General features: G+C 41.6%; 28 protein-coding genes, 1 tRNA gene and 1 other RNA gene. 26 read left to right on the plus strand and 4 right to left on the minus strand.

Annotated elements, in window-relative coordinates:
* Positions 1 to 13: 13 nt before the first annotated feature.
* The 6 genes from trxB (at position 14) to ACXAEY_RS03615 (ending at position 5,061) form a co-directional block, all read left to right on the plus strand.
* Positions 14 to 964 (plus strand): thioredoxin-disulfide reductase, encoded by a 951-nt coding sequence (trxB, locus tag ACXAEY_RS03590; protein ID WP_270180061.1) that lies wholly within the window; start codon positions 14 to 16, stop codon positions 962 to 964.
* 265 nt (positions 965 to 1,229) lie between these two features.
* A complete protein-coding gene (locus ACXAEY_RS03595; protein WP_270180060.1) occupies positions 1,230 to 1,703 on the plus strand; it encodes an 8-oxo-dGTP diphosphatase in 474 nt (157 codons plus the stop codon).
* A 51-nt stretch (positions 1,704 to 1,754) separates the two neighbouring features.
* On the plus strand, positions 1,755 to 2,645 hold the full coding sequence (gene rapZ / locus ACXAEY_RS03600) for an RNase adapter RapZ (RefSeq protein ID WP_270180059.1): 891 nt from the start codon (positions 1,755 to 1,757) through the stop codon (positions 2,643 to 2,645).
* 1 nt (position 2,646) lies between these two features.
* Positions 2,647 to 3,612, plus strand: coding sequence for a gluconeogenesis factor YvcK family protein (locus ACXAEY_RS03605; RefSeq protein WP_270180058.1), 966 nt, complete (start codon positions 2,647 to 2,649; stop codon positions 3,610 to 3,612).
* Positions 3,613 to 3,657: 45 nt separating this feature from the next.
* Positions 3,658 to 4,599, plus strand: coding sequence for a DNA-binding protein WhiA (gene whiA, locus ACXAEY_RS03610; RefSeq protein ID WP_270180057.1), 942 nt, complete (start codon positions 3,658 to 3,660; stop codon positions 4,597 to 4,599).
* A gap of 204 nt (positions 4,600 to 4,803) precedes the next feature.
* Positions 4,804 to 5,061 carry an HPr family phosphocarrier protein gene (locus tag ACXAEY_RS03615; RefSeq protein ID WP_474810552.1) on the plus strand — a complete coding sequence of 86 codons (258 nt, stop codon included), beginning with the start codon at positions 4,804 to 4,806 and terminating at the stop codon, positions 5,059 to 5,061.
* 36 nt (positions 5,062 to 5,097) lie between these two features.
* Here the strand turns inward: ACXAEY_RS03615 and clpP are convergent, their stop codons facing one another.
* The 3 genes from clpP to ACXAEY_RS03630 form a co-directional block, all read right to left on the minus strand.
* A complete protein-coding gene (clpP, locus tag ACXAEY_RS03620; protein ID WP_270180055.1) occupies positions 5,098 to 5,682 on the minus strand; it encodes an ATP-dependent Clp endopeptidase proteolytic subunit ClpP in 585 nt (194 codons plus the stop codon).
* A 166-nt stretch (positions 5,683 to 5,848) separates the two neighbouring features.
* Complete coding sequence (locus tag ACXAEY_RS03625; RefSeq protein WP_270180054.1) at positions 5,849 to 6,235, minus strand: YhjD family protein; 387 nt, start codon at positions 6,233 to 6,235, stop codon at positions 5,849 to 5,851.
* Between the two features lie 137 nt (positions 6,236 to 6,372).
* A tRNA-Arg gene (locus ACXAEY_RS03630) sits at positions 6,373 to 6,451 on the minus strand.
* A 68-nt stretch (positions 6,452 to 6,519) separates the two neighbouring features.
* On the opposite strand from ACXAEY_RS03630, the gene ACXAEY_RS03635 reads away from it, so the two are divergent.
* Positions 6,520 to 6,831 (plus strand): atypical membrane-integrating protein (Mistic protein), encoded by a 312-nt coding sequence (locus tag ACXAEY_RS03635; RefSeq protein ID WP_270180627.1) that lies wholly within the window; start codon positions 6,520 to 6,522, stop codon positions 6,829 to 6,831.
* Between the two features lie 26 nt (positions 6,832 to 6,857).
* Here the strand turns inward: ACXAEY_RS03635 and ACXAEY_RS03640 are convergent, their stop codons facing one another.
* Positions 6,858 to 7,145 (minus strand): hypothetical protein, encoded by a 288-nt coding sequence (locus ACXAEY_RS03640; protein WP_270180053.1) that lies wholly within the window; start codon positions 7,143 to 7,145, stop codon positions 6,858 to 6,860.
* A gap of 181 nt (positions 7,146 to 7,326) precedes the next feature.
* Between ACXAEY_RS03640 and rpoN the strand changes: the two genes are divergently transcribed.
* The 19 genes from rpoN to ACXAEY_RS03735 all read left to right on the plus strand — a co-directional run bounded on the left by rpoN (position 7,327) and on the right by ACXAEY_RS03735 (position 25,471).
* Positions 7,327 to 8,616 carry an RNA polymerase factor sigma-54 gene (rpoN, locus tag ACXAEY_RS03645; protein ID WP_474810555.1) on the plus strand — a complete coding sequence of 430 codons (1,290 nt, stop codon included), beginning with the start codon at positions 7,327 to 7,329 and terminating at the stop codon, positions 8,614 to 8,616.
* A 76-nt stretch (positions 8,617 to 8,692) separates the two neighbouring features.
* Complete coding sequence (locus ACXAEY_RS03650; protein WP_270180051.1) at positions 8,693 to 8,929, plus strand: glutaredoxin family protein; 237 nt, start codon at positions 8,693 to 8,695, stop codon at positions 8,927 to 8,929.
* 154 nt (positions 8,930 to 9,083) lie between these two features.
* Positions 9,084 to 10,112 carry a sugar-binding transcriptional regulator gene (locus ACXAEY_RS03655; protein WP_270180050.1) on the plus strand — a complete coding sequence of 343 codons (1,029 nt, stop codon included), beginning with the start codon at positions 9,084 to 9,086 and terminating at the stop codon, positions 10,110 to 10,112.
* 56 nt (positions 10,113 to 10,168) lie between these two features.
* On the plus strand, positions 10,169 to 11,176 hold the full coding sequence (gene gap / locus ACXAEY_RS03660) for a type I glyceraldehyde-3-phosphate dehydrogenase (RefSeq protein ID WP_474810558.1): 1,008 nt from the start codon (positions 10,169 to 10,171) through the stop codon (positions 11,174 to 11,176).
* A 137-nt stretch (positions 11,177 to 11,313) separates the two neighbouring features.
* The gene (locus ACXAEY_RS03665; protein WP_474810560.1) at positions 11,314 to 12,498 is read left to right on the plus strand and encodes a phosphoglycerate kinase; all 1,185 of its coding nucleotides are present in this window, start codon (positions 11,314 to 11,316) and stop codon (positions 12,496 to 12,498) included.
* Positions 12,499 to 12,531: 33 nt separating this feature from the next.
* A complete protein-coding gene (tpiA, locus tag ACXAEY_RS03670; RefSeq protein WP_474810562.1) occupies positions 12,532 to 13,293 on the plus strand; it encodes a triose-phosphate isomerase in 762 nt (253 codons plus the stop codon).
* Complete coding sequence (gpmI, locus tag ACXAEY_RS03675) at positions 13,286 to 14,818, plus strand: 2,3-bisphosphoglycerate-independent phosphoglycerate mutase (RefSeq protein WP_474810564.1); 1,533 nt, start codon at positions 13,286 to 13,288, stop codon at positions 14,816 to 14,818. Before tpiA ends, gpmI begins: the two co-directional genes overlap by 8 nt.
* A 24-nt stretch (positions 14,819 to 14,842) precedes the next feature.
* Complete coding sequence (gene eno, locus ACXAEY_RS03680; RefSeq protein WP_270180045.1) at positions 14,843 to 16,132, plus strand: phosphopyruvate hydratase; 1,290 nt, start codon at positions 14,843 to 14,845, stop codon at positions 16,130 to 16,132.
* A 145-nt stretch (positions 16,133 to 16,277) separates the two neighbouring features.
* Positions 16,278 to 16,508 carry a preprotein translocase subunit SecG gene (gene secG, locus ACXAEY_RS03685; protein WP_270180044.1) on the plus strand — a complete coding sequence of 77 codons (231 nt, stop codon included), beginning with the start codon at positions 16,278 to 16,280 and terminating at the stop codon, positions 16,506 to 16,508.
* Between the two features lie 212 nt (positions 16,509 to 16,720).
* Positions 16,721 to 17,470, plus strand: coding sequence for an alpha/beta hydrolase (locus ACXAEY_RS03690; protein WP_474814728.1), 750 nt, complete (start codon positions 16,721 to 16,723; stop codon positions 17,468 to 17,470).
* A 33-nt stretch (positions 17,471 to 17,503) separates the two neighbouring features.
* Positions 17,504 to 19,819 (plus strand): ribonuclease R, encoded by a 2,316-nt coding sequence (rnr, locus tag ACXAEY_RS03695; RefSeq protein WP_474810567.1) that lies wholly within the window; start codon positions 17,504 to 17,506, stop codon positions 19,817 to 19,819.
* Positions 19,820 to 19,903: 84 nt separating this feature from the next.
* Entirely contained in the window at positions 19,904 to 20,371 is a 468-nt protein-coding gene (gene smpB, locus ACXAEY_RS03700; RefSeq protein WP_270180042.1) for an SsrA-binding protein SmpB, read from the plus strand.
* A 96-nt stretch (positions 20,372 to 20,467) separates the two neighbouring features.
* Positions 20,468 to 20,826: a transfer-messenger RNA gene (gene ssrA, locus ACXAEY_RS03705) on the plus strand.
* A gap of 214 nt (positions 20,827 to 21,040) precedes the next feature.
* Positions 21,041 to 21,505: a PTS sugar transporter subunit IIA gene (locus tag ACXAEY_RS03710; RefSeq protein ID WP_474810570.1), complete on the plus strand. Its 465-nt coding sequence runs from the start codon at positions 21,041 to 21,043 to the stop codon at positions 21,503 to 21,505.
* Between the two features lie 3 nt (positions 21,506 to 21,508).
* Complete coding sequence (locus ACXAEY_RS03715; protein ID WP_270180040.1) at positions 21,509 to 21,790, plus strand: PTS sugar transporter subunit IIB; 282 nt, start codon at positions 21,509 to 21,511, stop codon at positions 21,788 to 21,790.
* Positions 21,791 to 21,812: 22 nt separating this feature from the next.
* A complete protein-coding gene (locus ACXAEY_RS03720) occupies positions 21,813 to 23,165 on the plus strand; it encodes a PTS galactitol transporter subunit IIC (RefSeq protein WP_474810572.1) in 1,353 nt (450 codons plus the stop codon).
* Positions 23,166 to 23,177: 12 nt separating this feature from the next.
* Positions 23,178 to 23,822 (plus strand): L-ribulose-5-phosphate 4-epimerase, encoded by a 645-nt coding sequence (locus ACXAEY_RS03725; RefSeq protein WP_474810574.1) that lies wholly within the window; start codon positions 23,178 to 23,180, stop codon positions 23,820 to 23,822.
* Between the two features lie 171 nt (positions 23,823 to 23,993).
* Complete coding sequence (locus tag ACXAEY_RS03730) at positions 23,994 to 24,326, plus strand: bh protein (protein ID WP_474810576.1); 333 nt, start codon at positions 23,994 to 23,996, stop codon at positions 24,324 to 24,326.
* Positions 24,327 to 24,487: 161 nt separating this feature from the next.
* Positions 24,488 to 25,471 carry a thiamine pyrophosphate-dependent dehydrogenase E1 component subunit alpha gene (locus ACXAEY_RS03735; RefSeq protein ID WP_474810578.1) on the plus strand — a complete coding sequence of 328 codons (984 nt, stop codon included), beginning with the start codon at positions 24,488 to 24,490 and terminating at the stop codon, positions 25,469 to 25,471.
* Positions 25,472 to 25,478: the final 7 nt, after the last annotated feature.

The following is a 25,478-nucleotide window of genomic DNA, read 5'->3' on the forward strand; positions in this document are numbered from 1 at the left end:
GGAAGTGAAACACATGAGTGAAAAAATATATGACGTGATTATTGTTGGTGCTGGACCGGCAGGAATGACTGCAGCAGTATATACTTCTCGCGCAAACCTTGACGTTCTTATGATTGAGCGCGGAATTCCGGGTGGCCAGATGGCGAATACTGAGGAAGTTGAGAACTATCCTGGATTCGATCATATCCTCGGACCAGACCTTTCTACTAAAATGTTTGAACACGCTAAGAAGTTTGGCGCGCAGTATCAATACGGTGATGTAAAAGAAATCCGTGATGATAAAGAATACAAAACAGTAGTTTCAGGAAATCAAGAGTTTCATGCGAAGGCTGTAATCGTAACGAGCGGTGCAGAATACAAGAAACTTGGTGTTCCGGGTGAAGCAGAGTATAGCGGTCGTGGCGTTTCTTACTGCGCTGTATGTGACGGAGCATTCTTTAAAAACAAAGAACTAGTTGTTGTAGGTGGAGGCGATTCTGCTGTTGAAGAAGGCGTGTATTTAACCCGCTTCGCTTCAAAAGTAACGATCGTTCACCGTCGTGACCAGCTACGTGCCCAAAAAATTCTTCAGCAGCGTGCGTTTGATAATGAAAAGATCGAGTTCATTTGGAACCACACTGTGAAAGAAATCGCAGGAGAAAACGGTAAAGTAAGCAAGACCGTCCTTGTGAACACAGAAACAGGAGAAGAAAGAGACTTTGAAGCAGATGGTGTCTTTATTTACATCGGTATGCTTCCATTGAATCAGGCAGTTAAAGACTTGAACATCACGAATGAAGAAGGGTATATCGTGACAGACGAAGAGATGGCTACTGAAGTACCAGGAATCTTCGCAGCTGGAGATATCCGTGATAAGATGCTTCGCCAAATTGTAACGGCAACAGGTGATGGCAGTATCGCTGCACAATCTGTTCAGCATTACATTGAAACGCTCGAAGACGCTAAGAAAAAATCACTCGTGTAAGTTCGTCAAAAGGTACCTGTGACATGCTTTTAATTCTGCTGTAACAGCTATGAAACAATGATGGGGTACAATATAAATAGATTTGACCCCCTTTTAAAATATTTTACATTTGCACGGGCATTTATTGAGCCCGTGCTCTTTTTTTTGGCTATAATCCACTTACATTGTTCATGCTAAACAATCATAGTATACTATGATTAGAAATTTAGATTATTGAACGTTTAAATATAAAAGCCTAATCCAAAATAGAAGATGCCGAATTGAGGTGGTAATTGTGCAACGCGTAACAAACTGTATCTTATTCGACGAACCTAATAATCGAGTTCTACTCCTACAAAAACCAAGACGAGGTTGGTGGGTTGCACCTGGTGGAAAGATGGAATCAGAAGAATCGATCCGAGATTCGGTCATTAGGGAGTTTCGAGAAGAAACTGGTGTTTATTTAAAAGACCCGAAGTTAAAAGGAATCTTTACCTTTATTATTAAAGAAAATGACGTGATTAAATCTGAATGGATGATGTTTACATTCCTCTCAACAAAGTATGACGGAGAACCCGTTGAGCAGTCAGAGGAAGGAAAAGTAGCGTGGGTAGATGCAGACGAAGTGAGTGAACTGCCGATGGCTCCTGGAGACTATCATATTCTTGATTATATGATGAAGGGACACGGCATTATATATGGAACATTTACGTATACACCTGACTTTAAGTTACTATCATACCGACTAGATCCATCTTAATACGTTGATCGTCATATCATAATTAGAGAATTGAGAAATGGAGTGGGGAAAATGGCCGAACTAATCGATAAGCGTATTCATATGGTCATTATTACTGGAATGAGTGGTGCTGGTAAAACCGTAGCGATGCAGTGTTTTGAAGATATGGGGTATTTCTGCATCGACAATTTACCACCTGCACTGCTGCCGAAGTTTGTTGAGATGATCGAAAACTCCGAAGGTAAGTTAGATAAAGTTGCTCTCGTCATGGACTTAAGAGGTGGAGATTTCTTTGAGCATCTTTTAGAAGCAGTTGATTTACTAAGAACCAATGAGCAATTAGATGCTGAAATTCTGTACCTTGATTCTAGTGACTCAGCGCTCGTTCGACGATATAAAGAAACGAGACGATCTCACCCCCTTGCGCCGGAAGGGCTACCACTCGAAGGCATAAAAGTAGAGCGTGAAATGCTCGAGGAGCTGAAAGGACGTTCTCAGCAAATCATCGATACGAGCGATATCAAGCCTGTTCAGCTAAGAGAAAAAATCATGGACCGGTTCTCCTCTAACGAAAAAGAAAACTTTGGAGTAAACGTCATGTCATTTGGATTTAAATACGGTATTCCGATCGACGCTGACCTTGTTTTCGATATTCGGTTCTTGCCTAACCCACATTATGTTGAGCACTTGCGTCCTAAAACAGGAGTAGATGAAGAAGTATCGAACTATGTATTTAAGTGGAAAGAAACGCAGACATTCTTAAATAAATTGATCGATATGCTGGCGTACATGCTTCCGCAATACAAAAGGGAAGGAAAAAGTCAGCTCGTTATCGGCATAGGGTGTACAGGCGGAAAGCATCGATCTGTTGCTTTCGCTGAACACATCGGCCATCATTTTGAAAGTGAGTATCGAACGAACATCACGCACAGGGATATTGAAAAAGGAAAGGGTAGCAAATAATATGACAGACACAAAACTTCCGAAGGTCGTCGTAATCGGTGGAGGGACCGGCCTTTCGGTATTGCTTCGTGGACTTAAGACATTCCCGGTCGATATTACGGCTATCGTAACAGTAGCTGATGATGGTGGAAGCTCAGGTCGCTTACGTGATGAATTTGATATCCCTCCACCGGGTGATGTACGAAACGTCATCACTGCACTAGCTGAAGTCGAGCCTTTATTAGAAGGCTTGATGCAACATCGATTCAAAAATGGTAACGGATTATCCGGTCATTCACTAGGAAACCTCATGTTAGCCGCTATGACGGATATTACAGGCGATTTTGTCCAAGGCGTTCGGGAGATGTGTCGCGTACTGAATGTACGAGGTAAAGTCCTTCCAGCTTCGAATCAAAGTGTCGTTCTTCATGCTGAAATGCGAGATGGAACGTTCGTAAAAGGTGAGTCTCAAATTCCTAAAACGAATAAAACGATTAAGAAAGTATTTCTCTCGCCTCCTGGGATAAAAGCTTTACCAGATTCTTTGGAAGCGATTCGAAACGCTGACTTAATCGTCCTTGGTCCTGGGAGTCTTTATACAAGCATACTACCAAACCTACTTGTACCCGGCATTGCGGATGAAATCAGTCACTCCAATGCTAGGAAAGTGTATGTGTGTAACGTCATGACTCAGCAAGGTGAAACAGAAAATTACACTGCAAGTGACCATGTGCAGGCACTCATTGATCATATTGATTACAAGCTTATTGAAACGATCATTGTTAACAAACAGGTCATCCCAACTTATTATGCAAAACGCTATGCAAAAGAACAGGCAGAGGTTGTGCAATATGACGAAAATAGGTTGAAGAGCTTTGGTTTTGAAGTAATCAGTGATAAAATTATTCAATATGATGAGAAATATGTACGCCACGATGCCATCAAGATATCTTCGATTTTACTGTCATTATTAGAAGATAAAAAGTGATGGTGATGGGTCAATGGGCCCCTGCATGGTAAAGGGGGGATAGCGATGTCATTTGCTGCCGATACAAAGAAAGAATTAACACAGCTCGAAAGTAAAGCGTGCTGCTCTAGATCAGAGCTCGCAGCACTCATTCGAATGAATGGGTCCATATCATTTGGGAACAGACAACTGATCCTTGATATACCTACTGAACATGCTGCGATCGCGAGAAGGATCTATACGCTTATCAAACGTCTTTATAATTACGATGTCGAATTACTCGTACGTAAAAAGATGCGTCTTAAAAAAAATAATGTCTACATTGTTCGTGTTTCCTCGAGTGCTAGAGATCTCCTTGAGGATTTAGGTATTATGGACAATGCGTTCATGTTTACAAGAAACATTTCTAGTGATTTTACGAAAAAGGCTTGTTGCAAACGAGCATACTTGAAAGGAGCCTTTCTCGCAGGGGGATCGATCAATCACCCTGAAACTTCTTATCACTTAGAAATATTCTCGATGTATGAGGAGCATACGGATTCATTGTGTAAGCTTATGAATCAGTTCGATCTTAATGCAAAAATGCTCGAGCGTAAAAAAGGATACATCGTTTATATTAAAGAGGGCGAGAAAATTACAGAGTTTTTAAGTGTAGTAGGCGCTCATAAGGCATTGCTTTATTTTGAGGATGTTCGCATCATGAAAGATATGAGAAACTCTGTTAATCGGATCGTAAATTGTGAAACAGCTAATCTAAATAAAACAGTTGGTGCTGCATTCCGACAGGTTGAAAACATTCGCTTTATACAAAATGAAGTTGGATTAGATATCCTACCAGATAAATTGAGAGAAATTGCTGAACTTCGAGTGAAGCATCAGGATGTTACCCTTAAGGAACTTGGAGAGATGTTGACTGGTGGTGCGATCAGTAAGTCGGGAATCAACCACAGACTTCGAAAGATCGATCAGTTAGCTGAAAAGCTCCGTGCAGGAAAGCCAATAACATAAGCAGAAAAATTACAGCCTGCGCGAGTAGTGCGGGCTTGATTTTCTACTATTCTAGGCCTTGAGAACATAGCGTTGGGACGTTTAGAAGTCTTAATAAATGGAATGCTGTTGGTAAGTACGTAGCAAATCTATAACAAACACATATACTTATTTTTTTCATCAATAAAGATAGCGCTTTCTTATAAATAAAGGAGGAATGGAAAAGTGGTTCAAAAAGAAGTAGTCGTAACGTTGGATACAGGATTACAAGCAAGACCTGCAGCACTCTTTGTTCAAGAGGCAAATCGATTTAATTCAGATATTTTTCTAGAAAAAGACGGTAAAAAGGTAAATGCGAAGAGTATCATGGGAATCATGAGTCTTGCGGTGGGCTCTGGCTCTTCTGTTGTTTTAACAGTAGATGGAAACGACGAAGAAGATGCTGTTTCATCTCTTGTGGACTTCATTCAAAAAGAAGACTAAAGAAAAAAGGTTGCCATCACGGCAACCTTTTTTTATTTATGCTTTTTTCTCCATAACTTCGTCGATCAAGCCGTATTCTTTTGCTTCAAGAGCTTCCATGAAACGGTCACGATCCGTATCGCGTTCGATCGTATCGAGAGGCTGACCAGTACGCTCTGCAAGAATTTTGTTGAGCTTTTCGCGCATTTGAATGATACGCTTCGCATGAATTTCGATATCAGAAGCCTGACCTTGTGTACCACCGAGTGGTTGGTGAATCATGACTTCACTATTTGGAAGTGCATAACGTTTACCAGGCTCACCAGCCGCTAGTAGGAACGCTCCCATTGAAGCAGCCATTCCGATACAGATTGTAGATACTTTAGGTTTAATGAACTGCATTGTATCGTAGATTGCCATTCCAGCTGTGATTGATCCACCTGGACTATTGATATAAAGAGAGATATCTTTATCTGGATCTTCTGCAGCTAGGAAAAGAAGCTGAGCTACAACTGCGTTCGATACGTTGTCGTCGATTGCAGTTCCAAGCATGATAATGCGGTCCTTGAGAAGACGAGAGTAGATGTCATATGCTCTTTCACCGCGGTTTGTTTGTTCGATAACCGTTGGAATTAATACCATAATAAAATTCCTCCCTTTTATTCATTCAAATATGTAGTTGCTGTAGGTTCATCATACCGAAAAGGTCAATATAGGTCAAATAAAGTGCTGTTCTTTTTGACTATTAATTTTTTCGCCAGCACATCGATGGTTCTACATATCTCCATTTTCCCCGCTGACAACCGTTTTAAACAGAACGAATCTGTCTTTTTTTAAATCGGTGATCGCTTAAAAAGTAACCCGCAATTCTTCTTTCAACAAGGTTTCTAATTTGGACTGACGTGTACCGATACGTTTGGTTGTATCCACGACAATAGACAGTATAGATGACGATATCTTCCTTTGTATCCTGAACTGAAGTTTTGATGTGTTGCTTATGAAGGACTGATTTTGCTTCTTTTAAATCTGTGGAAGCGAGAGTGAAAGCTTGATTGATCAGTTCCAAATAAGGGCGTGGAAGCTTCATCTTAGAACGATGAATCCATGCAGCATCGAGCTCCAGTACCTTTTTAACATAAGGAAGCAATAAATAATCCCGAACAGCACTTGCTTCCTCTTTACTTAGTCGGAACATGATCTTCACCGCCTGTAAGAACGTATGTTTGGTTTTACAATACTATGAGACGAATGAGACGTCAAGAACCCCATTCTATAAAGGGGAAGACGCAAAAAACCCCTTTTCGGAATGAAAAGGGGTTGTAATTATGTAGTTGGCGCGCCCGGAGGGATTCGAACCCCCGACAGACGTGGTACCGGAAACCACCGCTCTATCCTACTGAGCTACGGGCGCATACGTTAAGGGCAAGGATAATTATACGTGACAAGGTTTTTTTTTGCAAGGTGATTTTTTGGTTGAAAGTGACAAACACTAGAGCTATAACTGTGCTGAAGGTAGGGATTTCTTTGAAAGTAAATAGCGGAGAAAGTAAGTCGTTAAGTGATGCGATCGATCGCATCACAGAGGGACTTGAGAACGTTGTGGAATTGTACAATGAATCAGAAGAAGATATGCCGCTCATTCAATTTGAACCACAAGTAGTAGAAACGATTGAAAAAGCAAAAAAAGTGTACGGAGATCAAATCGTGAACAAAAAGCTAAATAACGTTGTTAAAGAGATGCTGAGCTGGTTGGATCTTGGAGAAGAGCATCAAGACAAAGAAAAAGAGTGAACCTTGTCCACTCTTAAAAAGTTAGATTATTGCTTCTTACCTGGCTTGTCATCTTCTCGGTCACTTGGTTTCTTGCTTGCCCCATTCATCGTATGCTTTAAGCCTGAATGCATACCAGAAGCGCATAATCCTAGCCAAAGTCCAATCAAAAAAGCTTTTTTGATATCCGGATCAATATAAATATAGCTCATGACGATTCCTACACCAATAGAAAGCAACGGTAGAAATCTAGCCGGAAAACCAAATATCTTGAAGAGTTGGACGATTCCAATGATGACTGGAAGCAAAGCAATACCATATACAGTCAAATCCATGGTTTTTGCCTCCTTTTTTCTCTCTGTACTATACTGTATGTCGAATAATGGAGAGTGAGTGGGCGCATTGCTCATTTTTGTGAAATCGAGGCGTATTAAATGATTGAAAATTCTGGTCATTTTCACTTTCCTCTTACCATATGTTGAATCAATATAGTATGATAAAGGTGGAGGGATTGCGATGGAACTAGGATTAATACAGAAGCAGACAACGCAACTCGTAATGACAACTCAATTGCGTCAGGCAATATCCATTCTTCAATATTCGACTTTAGAGCTGTTGGATTATATAAAAGAAGAAGCACTTGAGAATCCTCTTATCGAACTTCATACACCATCATGGGATACGGGTATTCGTGCGAAAGCCGCTGGCCGAGGAGAGCGTGCCGACTCCTTAGACTATGTTGCTGAACGAGGCAAGAGTTTGAATGAAGAGCTTCACGAACAAGTGCGGTGTTTGAACTTATGCCCTCACCAAGCGAAAGTGATTCATTACTTGATAGACAATATAGATGAAGCTGGCTATTTACGTATACGTGATCATGAAGTGATCATGCAATTTCAGCTGACAAATCAAGAGTATGAAGAAGCGGTACGTGTATTACAATCACTTGAACCAGGAATAGGTGGACGAAATCTAGCAGAGTGTTTAAGTTTACAGTTACATTCAACTTCAGAGGTACACACCCTTGCTCGCAAATTAGTAAACGAAAATTTGAAAGCGCTAGCAGAAAAGAAATTTCGAGAGCTTTCAAAAGAGTATCATGTGAAACTTCAGGATATCCAGCTCGCATCAGATGTCATAGCTGCTCTTGATCCGAGACCGGGCTCAAAATGGTATAACGAAAAGCCTTATTATGTAGCCCCTGACATAATCATTAAAGAGAACGAAGGAACATACACGATCAAACTATTAGATGATGAACTTCCTTCGATGAAGGTAAGTACGGCTTATCAGTCGTTTGAAAAGGGGGAAGTCGGTCACTATATTAAAGGGAAGTATCAGCAAGTAAACTGGCTTATGAAGAGTATCGAACAACGCAAGCATACTCTAAGATCGATCATGACCGTATTTATCGGACAGCAGACCTCTTTTCTTCAAACGGGACTTAGTGAGCTAAGACCAATTACGCTTAAGGAAGTAGCAAATGAAGCGGGCGTGCATGAGTCAACGGTAAGTCGAGCTATAAAGAATAAATATGTGCAGACGCCTCAAGGCCTATATGCGTTGAAGGATCTATTTACTTCTCGACTTTCTGGTGAAACAGAGACAGGAACCTCTTCATCTAGTGTAAAGATCTTCATTAAAGAGTTTGTAGAAGAGGAAGATAAAAAGAAGCCGCTTTCGGATCAAAAGATCGTAGAGGCTCTTCATATACAAAAAGGAATACAAGTATCGAGACGAACGATTGCCAAATATCGTGAAGAATTGGGGATACCCGGTTCATCGAGAAGGAAGCGTTTTGTATAACAGCTGCGGAAGCAGCTGTTTTTTTGCGAATAATGTTCTTATAAGGTTAGAATGGTATAGGAAAGGGGTTTAAAGGATGAGTAAAACGGTTATGTTATACACGAAAGAGACGTGTCCTCTTTGTGACGAAGCGTATTATATCCTTGAGGATCTTCAAACCGAAATTGATTTTAAGATAGAATCAGTTGATATCTATCAAGATGAAGCTCTGCTGGAGAAGTTTATGGTGATGATTCCGGTGGTTGAAGTGGATGGAGAAATCGTTGATTATGGCCGAATCTCTAGAAAAAACGTAAGAAAACGCTTACTTTAAATTTTTAAGTATATCATAGTTGCCCATGTAGTTGGCAACTGCTACAATGAAATTTGTAAGACGTTCTTTTTTTGATTCGGGTGGGACTGAAAATGTCTAACCGGGACATAATACGTCTCGAGAATAAAAAAAGAACCTGCAGGGGAGACGAACAATGCGCTCATTACTCGCACTTCAACAAAAACTACTACCAGACTTATTAGAGGTTATGAACAAACGGTATCGTGTTCTCAGGCAACTGAGGCTCACGCAACCAATTGGTCGCAGAAGCCTTGCGAACAGTCTGGATATAACAGAAAGAGTTCTCAGAAGTGAAGTGACTTTCCTTAAAGACCAGGGTTTGCTGGATATGTCCATTCAAGGGATGCAGCTTACTGAGGAAGGTGAGCAGCTATTGATGGAGCTCGAACCTGTTATGAATGAAGTTTCTGGTCTTGATAATCTGGAAGAACGGTTGAAAGATAAACTTGGTATTCCAGAAGTACTTATTGTACCCGGTGACAGCGATGTTACCCCCTGGGTAAAGAAAGAAATGGGCAGAGCCGCAGTGGGACGCTTGAAAAGGTTTCAGCTTGAAAGTAAAGTCGTAGCTGTGACGGGCGGCACCACGCTCGCGAGTGTAGCTGATATGATGGTTCCTTCTCTTGACATGGATGGAACATTATTCGTACCGGCTCGTGGTGGTCTTGGTGAACAAGTTGAAAACCAGGCTAACACGATCTGCGCGAAGATGGCACGTAAAGCTCATACAGATTATCGTTTGCTTCATGTTCCAGATCAGCTTAGTGAAGAGGCATACCAATCATTAATCGAAGAACCTGGCGTCAAGGAAATCCTTGAAATTATCAAATCTGCCAGTATTGTGGTTCACGGGATTGGAGATGCTAAAACAATGGCTGTACGACGTAAATCAACAGGTCAAGTTTTAGAGAAAATCAAAGAAAACCATGCTGTTGCGGAAGCGTTTGGATACTATTTCAACCAATCCGGAGATGTTGTACACAAAGTGAAAACCATTGGATTACAGCTAGAAGATCTAGAAAGAAGCGAACTTGTTATTGCAGTCGCAGGCGGTCACTCAAAAGCAAAAGCAATCGAAGCCTATCTGAAGACTGGAATACAAAGCATCCTCGTCACTGATGAGGGGGCAGCAAAAGCGTTACTAGAGGGAAATTCCCTTTAATAAATAAAACATAAGATACCTCGGGAAACGAGGAACATTCAAGGAGGAATTATACAATGGCAACAAAAGTAGGTATTAACGGTTTTGGACGTATTGGTCGTAACGTATTCCGTGCAGCACTTAACAACCCTGGCGTAGAAGTGGTTGCAGTAAACGATCTTACTGATGCAAACATGCTTGCACACCTTTTAAAATACGATACAATTCATGGCGAACTTAACGTTGAAGTTGAAGTTAATGGTGAGAACCTAGTAGTTAACGGTTCTGAAATCAAAGTTCTTTCTGAACGTGACCCTGCACAACTTGGTTGGGGAGACCTTGGAGTAGACGTAGTTGTTGAATCTACTGGTCGCTTCACAAACCGTGAAGACGCTGCTAAGCACCTTGAAGCAGGCGCTAAAAAAGTTGTCATCTCTGCTCCAGCTAAGAACGAAGACATCACAGTTGTTCTTGGTGTAAACGAAGACAAGTACGATGCTGAAAACCATCACGTACTTTCAAACGCATCTTGTACGACTAACTGTCTAGCACCAGTTGCTAAAGTATTGAACGACAAGTTCGGTATCAAGCGTGGTCTTATGACAACAGTTCACTCTTACACGAACGATCAACAAATTCTTGATCTTCCACATAAAGATTATCGTCGTGCTCGTGCAGCAGCTGAGAACATCATCCCAACTTCTACTGGTGCTGCGAAGGCTGTATCTCTAGTACTTCCTGAGCTTGATGGTAAGTTGAACGGTATGGCTATGCGTGTACCAACTCCTAACGTATCTATCGTAGACTTAGTAGCTGAGCTTGATGCAGACGTTACAGTTGATGACGTAAACGCTGCTCTAAGAGAAGCTGCTGAAGGCGACCTTAAAGGATACCTTGGTTACAGCGAAGAGCCACTAGTATCAAAAGATTACAACGGTAACCCTCATTCTTCAATCGTTGATGCAATCTCTACAATGAACATCGACGGAAACATGGTTAAAGTTGTTTCTTGGTACGACAACGAGTGGGGTTATTCTAACCGCGTAGTAGATCTAGTCGACTACATCGCATCAAAAGGGCTATAATAAGAATTGTGAATGATGGGGGAGGAAGTCAGGAGCCTTCCTCCTTTTCCATTGGTTTTTTTAGCTCTATTTTAGGATAAATGTGTAGTATGTGAGACATTTATCTTCATTAAGACGTGCAAAGGAGGAATCCCACTATGAACAAAAAATCGATTCGTGACGTAGCGTTGCAAGGAAAAACGGTATTTTGCCGCGTTGACTTCAACGTACCTATGGAAAATGGAACAGTCACAGATGAAACGCGTATCAAAGCAGCCCTTCCTACGATTCAGTATCTATCTGAGCAAGGTGCAAAGGTGATTTTAGCAAGTCATCTTGGGCGTCCAAAAGGTGAAGTTGTCGATGAACTTCGTCTTGATCCTGTAGCTGATCGTTTGAGTGACCTTATTGGCAAGACTGTCACAAAAACAGATGCAGTCTTTGGTGATGAAGTAAACCGTGCGATCAGTGATCTTGAAGAAGGTGACCTTCTATTGATCGAAAACGTACGTTTTGAAGCTGGTGAAGAGAAGAACGATGCTGATCTTGCGAAAGAATTTGCTAAAATGGCAGATCTTTTCGTGAACGACGCATTCGGAGCAGCTCACCGTGCTCATGCTTCAACTGAAGGGATCGCACATCACATTCCTGCTGTAGCTGGTTTCTTAATGGAAAAAGAGCTTGAAGTACTAGGTAGTGCGTTAACAGAACCTTCTCGTCCATTTACTGCAATCGTAGGTGGTGCGAAGGTGAAAGATAAGATCGGTGTGATCGATCACTTGCTCGATAAAGTGGACAACTTGATCATCGGTGGTGGTCTTGCTTATACATTTGTAAAAGCACTCGGCCATGAGATCGGTAAATCACTTCTTGAAGAAGATAAGATCGAGCTTGCGAAATCCTTCATGGATAAAGCGAAAGAAAAAGGCGTTAACTTCTATATGCCAGAAGACGTTATCATTGGCGATGATTTTTCTAACGATGCGAACACAAAAGCAGTAAGCATCGAGGAAATCCCATCTGATTGGGAAGCTCTTGATATCGGACCAAAAACAAGAGAAACGTACAAAAGCGTTATCCAAGATTCCAAACTCGTTATTTGGAATGGTCCAATGGGAGTTTTCGAACTAGATGTGTATGCGAATGGTACGAAGGCAGTAGCTGAAGCACTTGCTGAAGCAAACGATACTTACTCAGTTATCGGGGGCGGAGACTCCGCAGCGGCTGTTGAGAAGTTTGGCTATGCTGATCGTATGAGCCACATTTCTACTGGCGGCGGTGCATCACTTGAGTTCATGGAGGGTAAAGACCTTCCAGGAGTGGTTGCACTCAACGATAAATAAATTACATTACTACCAAAAGGATGGTGAGTGAACATGCGTAAACCAATCATCGCAGGGAACTGGAAGATGAACAAAACACTTACTGAAACGAAGAACTTCGTAGATGAAGTAAAAGGACTAATTCCAAGTGCCGACCGCGTGGATTCAGTCGTCTGTGCTCCAGCTCTTTTCCTTGATTATCTAACGGATGAGCTTAAAGACAATGCGCTAATGACTGGTGCACAAAACATGCACTTTGAAGAAAACGGAGCGTTCACAGGGGAAATTAGCCCTGTAGCACTTAACGATCTTGGCGTAGAATATGTCATCCTTGGTCACTCTGAGCGTCGTGAACTGTTTGGTGAAACGGACGAAATCGTAAATCAAAAAGTCCATGCTGCGTTCAAACACAATATGACTCCGATCATTTGCGTTGGTGAAACGTTAGAACAGCGTGAAAGCAATGTAACGGAAGACGTTGTGAAGGTTCAAGTTCAAAAAGCAATCGCTGGCTTGACGAACGAACAAGTTGCTCAATCTGTTATTGCTTATGAACCAATCTGGGCAATCGGAACTGGTAAAACAGCAACAAGCGAGCAGGCGAATGATGTTTGTACATTTATTCGTAACGTTCTTAAAGAAGAAACGACTGAAGAGACAGCAAACGCTGTTCGAATTCAGTACGGTGGCAGTGTAAAACCTGCTAATATTGAAGAGCTTATGAGTCAGTCTGATATCGATGGTGCTCTTGTTGGTGGCGCTAGTCTTGATGCGAAGTCTTTCCTACAGCTTTTGGAGGCTGGTCAGAATGCCTAAAAAGCCAAATGCTCTTATCATTCTCGATGGCTTTGGCCTAAGAGATGAAGAGAAAGGAAATGCAGTAGCACAGGCGAATAAGCCTAATTATGATCGCTATTGGAATCAGTTCCCACACGCAACTCTTGAAGCGTCTGGAGAGGCCGTTGGTCTTCCAGAAGGACAAATGGGTAACTCTGAAGTTGGACACTTGAATATCGGTGCCGGCCGTATCGTATATCAAAGTTTAACGAGAGTGAACCTTGCTATTAAAGAAGGCGACTTCTATGAAAACCAAACATTTATTGAAGCGATGGATCACGCTATCGAAAAGGGAACAAGCCTACACTTGTTCGGCCTTCTTTCAGATGGTGGAATTCATAGTCACATCAAGCACCTTTTCGCTCTACTTGAGCTTGCAGCGAAGAAAGGTGTAAAGAATGTTTATGTTCATGGCTTTCTAGATGGTAGAGATGTTGGTCAGAAATCAGCGAAGACCTACATCAAACAGCTTCAAGATAAGATGGACGACCTCGGAGTAGGGCGCCTTGCAACGATTTCGGGCCGTTACTATTCGATGGATCGTGATAAGCGATGGGACCGAGTAGAGAAATCTTACCAGGCGATTGCTTATGGTGAAGGTCCATCTTACAAAGATCCATTTGAAGTGATCGATGATAACTACAAGAATGAAATCTACGATGAGTTCGTTCTTCCTTCAGTGCTAACTGAAGAAGACGGCTCTCCAATTGCGACGGTAGATAGCGAAGATGCAGTCATCTTCTTTAACTTCCGTCCCGACCGAGCAATTCAGATTTCACAAGTCTTTACGAACGAAGATTTCCGTGGCTTTGACCGTGGAGAAAACCGTCCGAAAGACATTTACTTTGTATCTTTGACACACTTCAGTGAAACTGTGGGTGGAGACGTAGCTTTCAAACCAGTTAACTTAGATAATACGCTTGGTGAAGTACTTGCTCAGCAAGACTATACTCAGCTTCGTATCGCAGAAACTGAAAAATATCCTCACGTAACGTTCTTCTTTAGCGGTGGACGTGAAGAGGAATTCCCAGGGGAAGAGCGTATTTTAATTGATTCTCCTAAGGTTGCAACCTATGATTTGAAGCCGGAAATGAGTGCTTATGAAGTGACGGACGCGTTACTAAAAGAACTCGATGCGGATAAACATGATGCGATCATCTTGAATTTTGCTAACCCTGACATGGTAGGGCATTCCGGAATGCTCGAACCTACAGTCAAAGCCATCGAAGCTGTTGACGAATGTCTTGGTAAGATCGTTGACAAGATTAAAGAAAAAGGCGGAAATGCAATCATTACCGCTGACCACGGGAACTCGGATGAAGTGACTACACTCGATGGTGATGCGATGACAGCACATACAACGAGTCCCGTACCTGTAATCGTTACGAAAGAAGGAGTAGAGCTTCGTACAGATGGTATTCTTGCGGACTTATCACCAACCCTTCTTGAATTACTAGGTGGAAACCAACCTAAAGAAATGACAGGGAAATCGTTAATTAAGTAATTCACATTAAAAGGAGATGACATTATGCCAATCATTACTGACGTTTATGCACGCGAAGTCCTAGACTCTCGTGGCAATCCAACAGTTGAAGTAGAAGTATTTACAGATGCGGGCGTAAAAGCACGCGCAATGGTACCTTCAGGTGCATCCACTGGCGAATACGAAGCAGTTGAGCTTCGTGATGGCGACAAAGGCCGTTACCTTGGTAAAGGTGTAGAAAAAGCAGTAGCAAACATTAACGAAACAATCGCTCCTGAGCTAGTAGGCATGAGCGTTTACGACCAGCTTGGTATCGACAACATGATGATCGATATGGACGGTACTGACAACAAAGCGAAACTAGGCGCTAACGCGATCCTAGGCGTTTCTATGGCTGTAGCTCGTGCAGCTGCTGAAGAGCTTGAGCTTCCACTATATGTTTACCTCGGTGGATTCAACGCGAAAACTCTTCCAACACCGATGATGAACATCCTAAACGGTGGTGAACATGCTGATAACAACGTAGACATCCAAGAATTCATGGTTATGCCTGTTGGCGCACCTTCTTTCAAGGAAGCACTACGTACTGGTGCAGAGATCTTCCACAGCTTAAAAGGTGTTCTTAAAGAAAAAGGTCTTAACACTTCTGTAGGTGACGAAGGTGGATTCGCTCCTAACCTTGGTTCAAACGAAGAAGCGATCCAAACGATCATCGAAGCAATTGAAAAAGCTGGCTACAAGCCTGGCGAAGAAGTTATGCTAGCTCTTGATGTAGCATCTTCTGAAATCTACAAAGACGGTAAATACAATCTTGCTGGCGAAGGTGTTGTAAAAACATCTGACGAAATGATTGAATTCTACAGCCAGCTTTGTGAAAAATACCCAATCATCTCGATCGAAGACGGTCTAGATGAAAACGATTGGGAAGGCTGGGAGAAGCTAACTCAAGCACTTGGTGAGAAAGTACAGCTTGTTGGTGACGACTTGTTCGTTACAAACACAAACAAACTTTCTGAAGGTATCGAGCGCAGTGTTGGTAACTCAATCCTAATCAAAGTGAACCAAATCGGTACACTTACTGAAACGTTCGAAGCAATCGAAATGGCGAAGCGCGCTGGTTATACAGCAGTTATCTCTCACCGTTCTGGTGAAACAGAAGATACAACGATCGCTGACATCGCTGTTGCAACAAACGCTGGACAAATTAAAACAGGCGCACCGTCTCGTACGGACCGCGTTGCGAAGTACAACCAGCTTCTTCGTATCGAAGATGAGCTTGAGCACCTTGCAGTATACGGTGGTAAGACAAGCTTCTATAACCTTGCGAACAAGTAAGGTCATTTACTCCCCCTCATGTTAATCATGAGGGGGTTTTTGTGTTAGGCTGAAAGTAACGAGGGTTTCCGAAATTTATTGCTTTTATTGAAATTTTTGTGGTAAATTTATAGTATTGGAAGGTTAATGTCCGGGAGGTGGAATCATGCATCTAGCAGCATCTATTGCGTTAATCATCGTATCGATCTTACTAATCACTGTCGTATTGCTTCAATCAAGTAAAAGCGCAGGTTTATCAGGAGCAATTACTGGTGGCGCTGAACAGTTATTCGGAAAGCAAAAAGCTCGCGGTTTTGAAGCCGTATTAAATAAAGTGACGGTAGTACTCGCCGTATTATTCTTTGTTCTTTCTATTTTAGTTGCGTACCTCGTGTAACGCAGGAGGCAGCAAGTGATGAACCACTTGCTGCTTTTTTATTTTTAAAAACTCAATGGTTTTTTACATAAGCATTCAGGGTAGGAAAATTAAAAGGAGCACTTTCCTTTAGCCTCCTTGATGGAAAAGGTAAAATACAGATAGAATTTATAATCAAACTAATCAAAGGAAAAGCTACATGAGAGAGGTAGAGCTTTCGAAGGAGGAAACACATCATGAAAGTTGTTGCACCAAAACCTTTTACATTCGAAGGAGGCAATAGGGCGGTATTGATGCTTCATGGTTTTACAGGAAATTCAGCCGACGTCCGAATGATGGGCAGGTATTTACAGGAGCAGGGCTATACTTGTCATGCCCCGCAGTACAAAGGACACGGCGTGCCGCCTGAAGAACTAGTACATACAGGTCCGTCTGATTGGTGGAAAGATGTTCAAGAAGGATATAACAAGCTCAAGGAAATGGGCCATGACGAGATTGCAGTAGTGGGATTATCTCTCGGAGGCGTATTTTCCCTAAAGCTCGGCTATACTGTTCCTGTAAAGGGAATCGTACCCATGTGTGCGCCAATGGATATGAAAGACGAAGAAACGATGTATGAGGGCGTACTCGCATATGCGAGAGAATATAAGAAATACGAGCGTAAATCTCCTGAACAGATTGAAGAGGAAATGGAAGCGTTCAAGGAAACACCGATGAATACACTAGGTGAATTACGAGATTTGATCTACGATGTAAGAGATAACATCGATATGATCTATGCACCCGCTTTTGTCGTCCAAGCGAGACACGATGAAATGATCAATACGGATAGTGCGAATGTCATTCATGACAATATCGAATCTGATGAGAAAAGCTTAAAATGGTATGAAAATTCAACACATGTCATCACGTTAGGAAAAGAAAAAGAAGTCCTTCATAAGGATGTCCTTGAATTTCTTAACGGACTTGACTGGAAAGAATAATACGTTAATTTGTTTGAAGGAAGGTGAAACGATATGGCAGAAGAACATGTACAAAAAATATTGAGCTACATGAAAGACGAGGCATATAAACCATTAACGGTTAAAGAACTTGAAGAAGTGTTCGGTATTCAAGATTCGAGTGAATTCAAAGATTTCGTTCAAACGTTAAATATGATGGAAGACGATGGTTTGATTGTGAGGACCCGCACGAATCGATATGGTTTACCAGAGAAGATGAACCTCGTTCGTGGTAAACTTCAGGTTCATGCGAAAGGATTTGCGTTTCTACTCGCTGAAGGCGAAACGGATGAGAAGGATGTTTACATTAATCAAGGCGATTTGAACGGAGCGATGAACGGTGACCGTGTTATCGTGCGTTTGCATTCTAAATCCTCCGGCTCTCGTCCTGAAGGAACCGTAATTAGAATCATCGAGCGTGGTGTGAAGCGAACCGTCGGAACATATTCTGATAGTAAGCACTTTGGTTTTGTGATAGCGGATGACAAACGAATCCCGCATGATATTTTTATTCCAAAAGGCTCGACTGCTGGAGCCGTTGATGGTCACAAGGTAGTAGTTGAGATTACAAAATATCCTGAAGGAAGAATGAGTGCGGAAGGAAAGATAACGGAAATCCTCGGTCATAAAAATGATCCTGGTGTTGATATTCTTTCCATCATCCACAAACATGAGCTTCCGGGAGAATTTCCTGATGCTGCTATGGAACAAGCAACAAACACGCCCGATCAGATCGATGAGAAAGAAATTGAAGGTCGACGAGATCTTCGAAACGAAACGATTGTAACGATCGATGGTGCAGATGCAAAGGACCTTGACGATGCTGTTAACGTTGAAAAATTATCGAATGGTAATTACAAGCTTGGCGTTCACATCGCAGATGTCACCTATTACGTAAAAGAAAACTCGCCGATTGATCAAGAAGCGTTAGAAAGAGGGACGAGCGTTTACCTCGTGGATCGCGTCATTCCGATGATTCCGCACCGTTTATCAAATGGAATCTGTAGTTTGAATCCACAGGTCGACCGCTTAACGATTTCTTGTGAGATGGAAATCACCCCTGGTGGTGATGTCGTTCATCATGAAATCTTCCCAAGTGTGATCAAAACGACTGAACGCATGACATACACGGATGTGCGGAAAATATTAAATCGTGAAGATGATGAGGTAATCGAACGATATAAATCGCTCGTACCGTTCTTTGATGGTATGGGTGAACTTGCTGAAATCCTGCGCAAAAACCGCTTCGAGCGAGGCGCGATCGACTTTGACTTCGCTGAAGCAAAGGTTCTTGTGGATGATGAAGGCAGCCCACAAGACATCGTTTTGAGAGAACGATCTGTAGCTGAGCGCCTTATCGAAGAATTCATGCTCGTAGCTAACGAAACGGTCGCGCAGCATTTCCACTGGATGGATGTTCCGTTTATGTATCGTATTCATGAAGATCCCGACTCTGAAAAGCTAGATACGTTCTTTGAGTTCATTACGAACTTCGGGTATGCGATTCGAGGCAATGCGAATACCGTACACCCTCGTGCACTTCAAGAATTATTAGAGGAAGTAAGAGGTGAGCCAGAAGAAGCAGTCATTAGTAAGATCATGCTTCGTTCGATGCAACAGGCTAAGTATTTCCCTGAAAGCCTGGGGCACTTTGGTCTTTCGACTGATTTCTATACTCACTTTACCTCTCCAATCCGTCGTTATCCTGACTTGATCGTACACCGTTTGATCCGTACGTATCTATTTGAGAAGAAGGTAGACAACCAAACACGTGAGAAGTGGCAAGCTGCCCTTGGAGAGATCGCCCAGCATGCTTCAGCAATGGAAAGAAGAGCAGTCGATGCCGAGCGTGAAACCGATGATTTGAAGAAAGCGCAGTTTATGGAAGACAAAGTTGGGGAAGAGTTTGAAGGTGTAATCAGTGGTGTAACAAACTTCGGCCTGTTTGTTGAACTTCCGAACACGATCGAAGGACTTGTCCATGTGAGTTACTTAACCGACGACTATTACCATTATGACGAAGGCGCGTACGCTATGATCGGTGAACGTACAGGGAATGTTTATCGAATCGGCGATGAGATTTCAATTCGTGTTCAAAACGTTAACGTTGATGAACGAGCAATCGACTTTGAAATCGTTGGAATGAAGCCGCCGAAACAGCGTCGTCGTAAAGAAAGTCCTAAGGTCATTCAAGGTGGAAAACGTAAGAAGCGTGGGAAGTCTAACAAGACGACAGATGCTGGCGCGAAAAAGCGTAAGTTTACGCCACCAAAAAACAGTCAAGGCACTAAGAAGTCTAAAAAGAAAAAACGTAAGCCAGGTAAACGATAAGCACAGCTGGTCGGAATGAGTCATCTTGACTTATTCTGACCATCTTGTTATACTGGTTTTTGACGCTTGAGAGGGGGAACGGTCATGCCAAAAGGTGATGGAAATCTTATTGCTCAAAATAAGAAAGCAAGACATGATTATTCAGTTGAAGAAACGTACGAAGCAGGGCTTGTTTTACAAGGAACTGAAATTAAATCCATCCGAGCAAGACGTGTGAACCTGAAGGATTCTCATGCGATCATTCGTAAGGGCGAAGTTTACTTGATCAATATGCACATCAATGAGTATGAGCAGGGGAACAGGTATAACCATGATCCTACACGTACTCGTAAGCTACTGATGAAGCGTAAAGAAATCGATAAACTGATCGGACTTACGAAAGAGCAAGGCTATACGCTTATTCCTTTAAAGCTCTATATAAAGAACGGATATGCAAAAGTTCTAATTGGTCTTGCAAAAGGTAAGAAAAAGTATGATAAGCGTCAAGATTTAAAACAAAAAACAATGAAGCGTGAGATCGACAAAGCTCTGAAAGAGCGTCAGAAGATATAATTTCCAGTTGATTACAAACGCTCATATGTTATACTAAAAAGTACCGAAACAAGTTAATAAGCGCTAAGCGCTTCCGTTTTCGGTTCTCATTCACATGGGGACGTTACGGATTCGACAGGGATAGGTCGAGCTTAAGTCGCGAGTCGAGTTGGCGAGCTACGTTAAAAACGCCACGCCTATAATTGGCAAAGAAAACAACAACTTCGCACTAGCAGCATAAACTGCTTTGCGGTTCCTCCCTCCATCGCCCATGTGGTAGGGTAAGGGACTCAACTTAAGTGGGATACGCCAACGATCCACCGTCTGAGGAAAGTTGGAAGAGATCAATCAGACTAGCTGCAAGGAAGCCTGTCGTTAGGCCGAATTGTAGTGAAACGCTAATATAACGACTACACTCGTAGAAGCTTAAGTGCCGATATTTCTGGACGTGGGTTCGACTCCCACCGTCTCCACCAATACATATGTTGGTGGTTTTTTAATTACTTATTAATGTTTAACAACATAGGCTTATATTCACCATATCGATTAGTAAAAGGCTACAGAATTATTCTGTAGTTATTTTTTGTTGTAAAAAGACTAAAATTTCAGAAAAATGTTGATAATCTACGCTTGAAGGTTTAAGATGTTTATAAATGTTCGTGCATTGAACAAATGTAAAGGAGGGTTGATATGGGAAAAGTCAGTGATTACATTGTAGACTTTAAACGGTTAAGCGAGTTTTCTGTTGAAAAAGTGTTACGTCATTTATCTGATTCATTAATTGAAAACGGTTACGTAAAAGGTAGTTTTCTAAGGTCCGTTCTCGAGAGAGAGGAAAATTACCCGACTGGTTTACCTGCTTCAATCGGTGTAGCAATACCGCACACTGACCCACATCACATTCATAAACCAGGGATAAGTATTGGAGTTCTGCAAGAACCTGTTGTATTTCAAATGATGGGAAATTCCTCTGAGCGTATTCGTGTTGAGATCGTTTTTATGCTTGCTATTAAAGATCCTAAAGAACAAGTGAAACTTCTTCAATCATTAATGGAACTGATACAAAGTGAAGAATTATTATCTAGGCTTAAGGAATGTAATAGTCTTGATGAAGTGAAAAGTAGTTTAACAACAATACCAATTGGGAGTGATTAAGTAATGGCGAAAAAAATAGCGGTCATTTGTGGCACAGGAGCAGCGACTTCGACAATCATTATGTCCAAGCTTTCAAAATTTCTAAAAGAGAAGGAAATCAATGCCCAGACGACTCAATCTAATGTTAACGCGATTGCAAACAGTTATAAAGATTTTGATTTAATCGTTTCTACAACTCATGTTCCAAACTCGGTCACTACAAAGACCATCAATGCTGTACCTATACTTACTGGCATAGGTGCTGACAAGGTATTTGCAGAAATTGAAGAAGAACTGAAAGAATAGTACAGGATAAAGGGAGGTTCATATGGCGATTCTTGAATACATTGTAGGACTTGGTCCCTCAGTCATGCTGCCTGTGATTATTTTTTTATTCGGTTTACTTGTAAAGGCTGCTCCTAGTACTGCGTTTCGCTCAGGGTTGATCGTTGGAATAGGATTTGTGGGTATCAATCTAGTCATTGGTTTACTAGTGAATAGTCTTGGACCTGCAGCAAAAGACATGGTAAATAATCTTGGAGTCGACCTTAATATCATTGATGTAGGGTGGCCAGCAACATCTGCCATTTCATTTGGGTCTGCTGTAGGAGCGCTCGCTATACCGATTGGACTTGCTGTAAACATGGTGATGTTGTTCTTTGGCCTTACCAAAACGTTGAACGTAGATTTATGGAACCTCTGGCATGTGGCGTTCACAGGTGCTCTCGTATCCATTCTTACAGGGAGTTTAGCCATGGGGATCGTTACAGCATTCGTTCATACGATTATTATCCTTGTACTTGCAGATTTAACAGCAAAGCACGTTCAGGATTATTATGGCTATCCAAATATCTCTTTCCCTCATGGAACATCTACTCCATATTATCTGATTGCGCTCCCTATGAATAAACTATTTGATGCTATACCTGGAGTACGAAATATAAAAGCAGATCCAGATACGATCCAAAAGCGATTGGGTGTTTTCGGTGAGCCAATGGTACTTGGACTTATTCTAGGTGCATTTATAGGCGTACTTGCGGGGTGGAATGTTCAAGAAGTTCTTCTTCTTGGAGTACAAATGGCTGCTGTTATGCTCTTATTACCTCGCGTTACTGCTATTTTAATGGAAGGATTGATGCCGATTTCAGAAGCTGCAGGTGACCTAGTCAAAAAACGCTTTCCAAATCGAGATCTTTATATTGGAATGGATTCAGCGCTTGCAGTAGGCCAACCTGCAGTTATCGCCTCAACTCTTCTCCTCATTCCTATCGTGTTAGGTATTGCAGCATTTCTTCCTGGGAATAGAGTATTACCATTTGCAGACTTAGTAACGATTCCGTTCATTATATGTTTAATGGTACCTGTTTTTAGAGGGAATGTATTCAGGACAGTTGTTACAGGTGGTGTTGCTATAGGATTAGGGTTGTTGATCGCAACGTACATCTCTCCATTTTTTACAACCGCTGCTATGAATGCTGGATTTGAATTTCCTCAAGGTACAAATCAGATTTCTTCTCTAGTAGACGGAGCTGTACCTACGACCGCTATAATGGTTTTTGCTAGCAAACTCGGCTATGTTGGCCTACTAGGCATAGGCTTAATATTTCTAGTAGTTGCCTTTTATCAAAAGAAAAAGACAGCTAAGCTTGAGGCTGAAAGGAAGGAAGAATATAGTGCATAAGAGGTGAGATCTGTGCTTGAAGCTTTAAAAGAAAGGGTTTGTGCACTAAATCGGCGTTTACCAACTGAGGGGCTAGTGAAGTTGACGAGCGGCAATGTAAGTGGAAGGGATCCTTCAACAGGTTTGATCATCATGAAACCAAGCGGAATGCCATATGAAGAGATGAGATCAGAAGATATGCTTGTCATGAGGGAGTGTGGACATATTCTTGAAGGAACTTGTGCGCCTTCTGTAGATACAGAAACACATTTAGAAATATACAAACATAAGTCAAACATACACGGCGTTGTTCATACACATTCAAATTATGCAACTAGCTTTGCTGCACTTGGCTTGGAAATACCACCTGCCATTACATCTGTAGCGAACTACTTCGGGGGACCCGTACCAGTTGGGCCATATGTATCTGTTGGTGGAAAAGCTATTGGAGAGGCAATATTGCAATATATAGGCCGCTCAACTGCCATACTCATGAAAAATCATGGAGTGTTTACTGTCGGAAGTTCGCCAGAAGCCGCTTTTAAGTCAGCAGTGGTTGTAGAAGATGTCGCAAAAACAATTCACTTGGCTATGGCGATCGGAAAACCAGTATTATTAACAGAGGATCAAGTTGAATCAGCTTTTGAATTTTATCAATATGAATACGGACAAAAATAGTCATTAAAAAACAGGGATGCTAAAAAGCCTCCCTGTTTCTTTTGTGAGAATATGGTATAATTTATGAACTATTGCTATACATTGTAACCGATGTCATGTTTTGATTTCGGAATAGTATGACTCTCTCTGTAACTAAGGTGAAGAAAACAATGGTGTAAGGGGAGGATAACATTGAAGAGAAATGAGATGGACTTTGAACTCTTTTGTTTACATTGCCAGGAGCACGAGGAGCACCATTTCACTTATATAAATGGAGAAATATCTAAGGTTAAGTGCACGAACTGTGGTCACGAACTTGAGTTTAAAGTGGATTTAATGAAGGAGTTTTCAAGAGAGTTATATGAAAAGATTGCTCGGAAGCCTCAACGGTTGACGAAAGAATATAAAGACGACTTTAGTAAATTTATTTCTTCAATACCAGTTCGAATTGTAAAAAAACCTTATTCTGTATATCGCTATCTAAAAGACACACGAGATGTGTTCAGTAATTATAATAAGAAATAGACTAAAAAATCCTGCCTTAACTGGCAGGATTTTTTTATTACCCAATCTGCTTACAAAAACTTAGAATAATCAGTTGTTACCACTTGACGGAAAATTCTAAAAAAAGTATGATGTTAACAAATGTTACTTATAAGAACAAATGTAAAGGGAGGAAATAAAAAATGGAGAAAACGTTTAATCTACCGTCCCATATCACAACTGATAAGCTCAAAGACCTCTACAAGCAAATGTGGCTGATCCGTTATTTTGATGAAAAGGTCGATCAATTTTTCGCTAAAGGATTAATTCATGGAACAACGCATTTGTGTGTTGGGCAGGAAGCCTCAGCTGCTGGAGCAATTGCAGCTCTTCAGGATATAGATAAGATCACAAGTACACATAGAGGGCATGGACATTGTATTGCTAAAGGGGCACGCACAGATAAAATGATGGCTGAATTGTTTGGACGTGTTACAGGATATTGCAAAGGAAAAGGTGGGTCTATGCATATAGCAGACCTCGAAAAAGGGAATTTAGGAGCAAATGGCATCGTAGGTGGAGGTATACCTCTCGCAGTAGGAGCGGCATTAACTTCTAAAATGAAGAACGAAGGTTATGTTGTGCTTTGTTTCTTTGGAGACGGTGCAAGTAACGAAGGAAGTTTTCATGAGTCACTTAACTTAGCTTCCATTTGGGGACTTCCTGTTGTATTCATTTGTGAAAACAACCAATATGGAATGTCAGGTGCTGCGAAAGATATGATCAATATCCCAGATATTGCGGACCGTGCTGGGAGTTATGGAATCAAAGGGGAAGTGGTTGACGGCAATGACATGGTCGAAATTATTAATACTGTATACGACGCTGTAGAAGATGCTCGTGATGGAAATGGTCCAGCGTTAATTGAAGTGAAGACGTATCGTTGGAAGGGCCACTCAAAAAGTGATGCAAAGAAATACAGGACGAGAGAAGAAGAGCAAGAGTGGAGAAGTAGAGATGGAATCAAACGGTTCAAAGAATTATTGATTGAAGAACGTGTTTTAACTGAAGAACTGGCTGAAGAGCTACAACAAGAGGCTAAACAGGAGATTGAAGATGCGGTGAGATTTGCTGAGAATAGTGAAGAGCCGTCCATCGACACATTATTGGAAGACGTATACGCATAAAGGGGGA

This window comes from Anaerobacillus sp. ABA4_114, from assembly GCF_056159065.1.

What these genes read in the sequence shown, in the direction of transcription:
- ACXAEY_RS03735 (WP_474810578.1), top strand. Translation starts at nt 24,488, where the DNA reads ATGGAGAAAACGTTTAATCTACCGTCCCATATCACAACTGATAAGCTC.
- ACXAEY_RS03710 (WP_474810570.1), top strand. Translation starts at nt 21,041, where the DNA reads ATGGGAAAAGTCAGTGATTACATTGTAGACTTTAAACGGTTAAGCGAG.
- trxB (WP_270180061.1), top strand. Translation starts at nt 14, where the DNA reads ATGAGTGAAAAAATATATGACGTGATTATTGTTGGTGCTGGACCGGCA.
- tpiA (WP_474810562.1), top strand. Translation starts at nt 12,532, where the DNA reads ATGCGTAAACCAATCATCGCAGGGAACTGGAAGATGAACAAAACACTT.
- gpmI (WP_474810564.1), top strand. Translation starts at nt 13,286, where the DNA reads ATGCCTAAAAAGCCAAATGCTCTTATCATTCTCGATGGCTTTGGCCTA.
- ACXAEY_RS03720 (WP_474810572.1), top strand. Translation starts at nt 21,813, where the DNA reads ATGGCGATTCTTGAATACATTGTAGGACTTGGTCCCTCAGTCATGCTG.
- whiA (WP_270180057.1), top strand. Translation starts at nt 3,658, where the DNA reads ATGTCATTTGCTGCCGATACAAAGAAAGAATTAACACAGCTCGAAAGT.
- secG (WP_270180044.1), top strand. Translation starts at nt 16,278, where the DNA reads ATGCATCTAGCAGCATCTATTGCGTTAATCATCGTATCGATCTTACTA.
- ACXAEY_RS03625 (WP_270180054.1), bottom strand. Translation starts at nt 6,235, where the DNA reads ATGTTCCGACTAAGTAAAGAGGAAGCAAGTGCTGTTCGGGATTATTTA.
- ACXAEY_RS03650 (WP_270180051.1), top strand. Translation starts at nt 8,693, where the DNA reads ATGAGTAAAACGGTTATGTTATACACGAAAGAGACGTGTCCTCTTTGT.
- gap (WP_474810558.1), top strand. Translation starts at nt 10,169, where the DNA reads ATGGCAACAAAAGTAGGTATTAACGGTTTTGGACGTATTGGTCGTAAC.
- eno (WP_270180045.1), top strand. Translation starts at nt 14,843, where the DNA reads ATGCCAATCATTACTGACGTTTATGCACGCGAAGTCCTAGACTCTCGT.
- rpoN (WP_474810555.1), top strand. Translation starts at nt 7,327, where the DNA reads ATGGAACTAGGATTAATACAGAAGCAGACAACGCAACTCGTAATGACA.
- ACXAEY_RS03665 (WP_474810560.1), top strand. Translation starts at nt 11,314, where the DNA reads ATGAACAAAAAATCGATTCGTGACGTAGCGTTGCAAGGAAAAACGGTA.
- ACXAEY_RS03655 (WP_270180050.1), top strand. Translation starts at nt 9,084, where the DNA reads ATGCGCTCATTACTCGCACTTCAACAAAAACTACTACCAGACTTATTA.
- ACXAEY_RS03605 (WP_270180058.1), top strand. Translation starts at nt 2,647, where the DNA reads ATGACAGACACAAAACTTCCGAAGGTCGTCGTAATCGGTGGAGGGACC.
- smpB (WP_270180042.1), top strand. Translation starts at nt 19,904, where the DNA reads ATGCCAAAAGGTGATGGAAATCTTATTGCTCAAAATAAGAAAGCAAGA.
- rapZ (WP_270180059.1), top strand. Translation starts at nt 1,755, where the DNA reads ATGGCCGAACTAATCGATAAGCGTATTCATATGGTCATTATTACTGGA.
- ACXAEY_RS03715 (WP_270180040.1), top strand. Translation starts at nt 21,509, where the DNA reads ATGGCGAAAAAAATAGCGGTCATTTGTGGCACAGGAGCAGCGACTTCG.
- clpP (WP_270180055.1), bottom strand. Translation starts at nt 5,682, where the DNA reads ATGGTATTAATTCCAACGGTTATCGAACAAACAAACCGCGGTGAAAGA.
- rnr (WP_474810567.1), top strand. Translation starts at nt 17,504, where the DNA reads ATGGCAGAAGAACATGTACAAAAAATATTGAGCTACATGAAAGACGAG.
- ACXAEY_RS03640 (WP_270180053.1), bottom strand. Translation starts at nt 7,145, where the DNA reads ATGGATTTGACTGTATATGGTATTGCTTTGCTTCCAGTCATCATTGGA.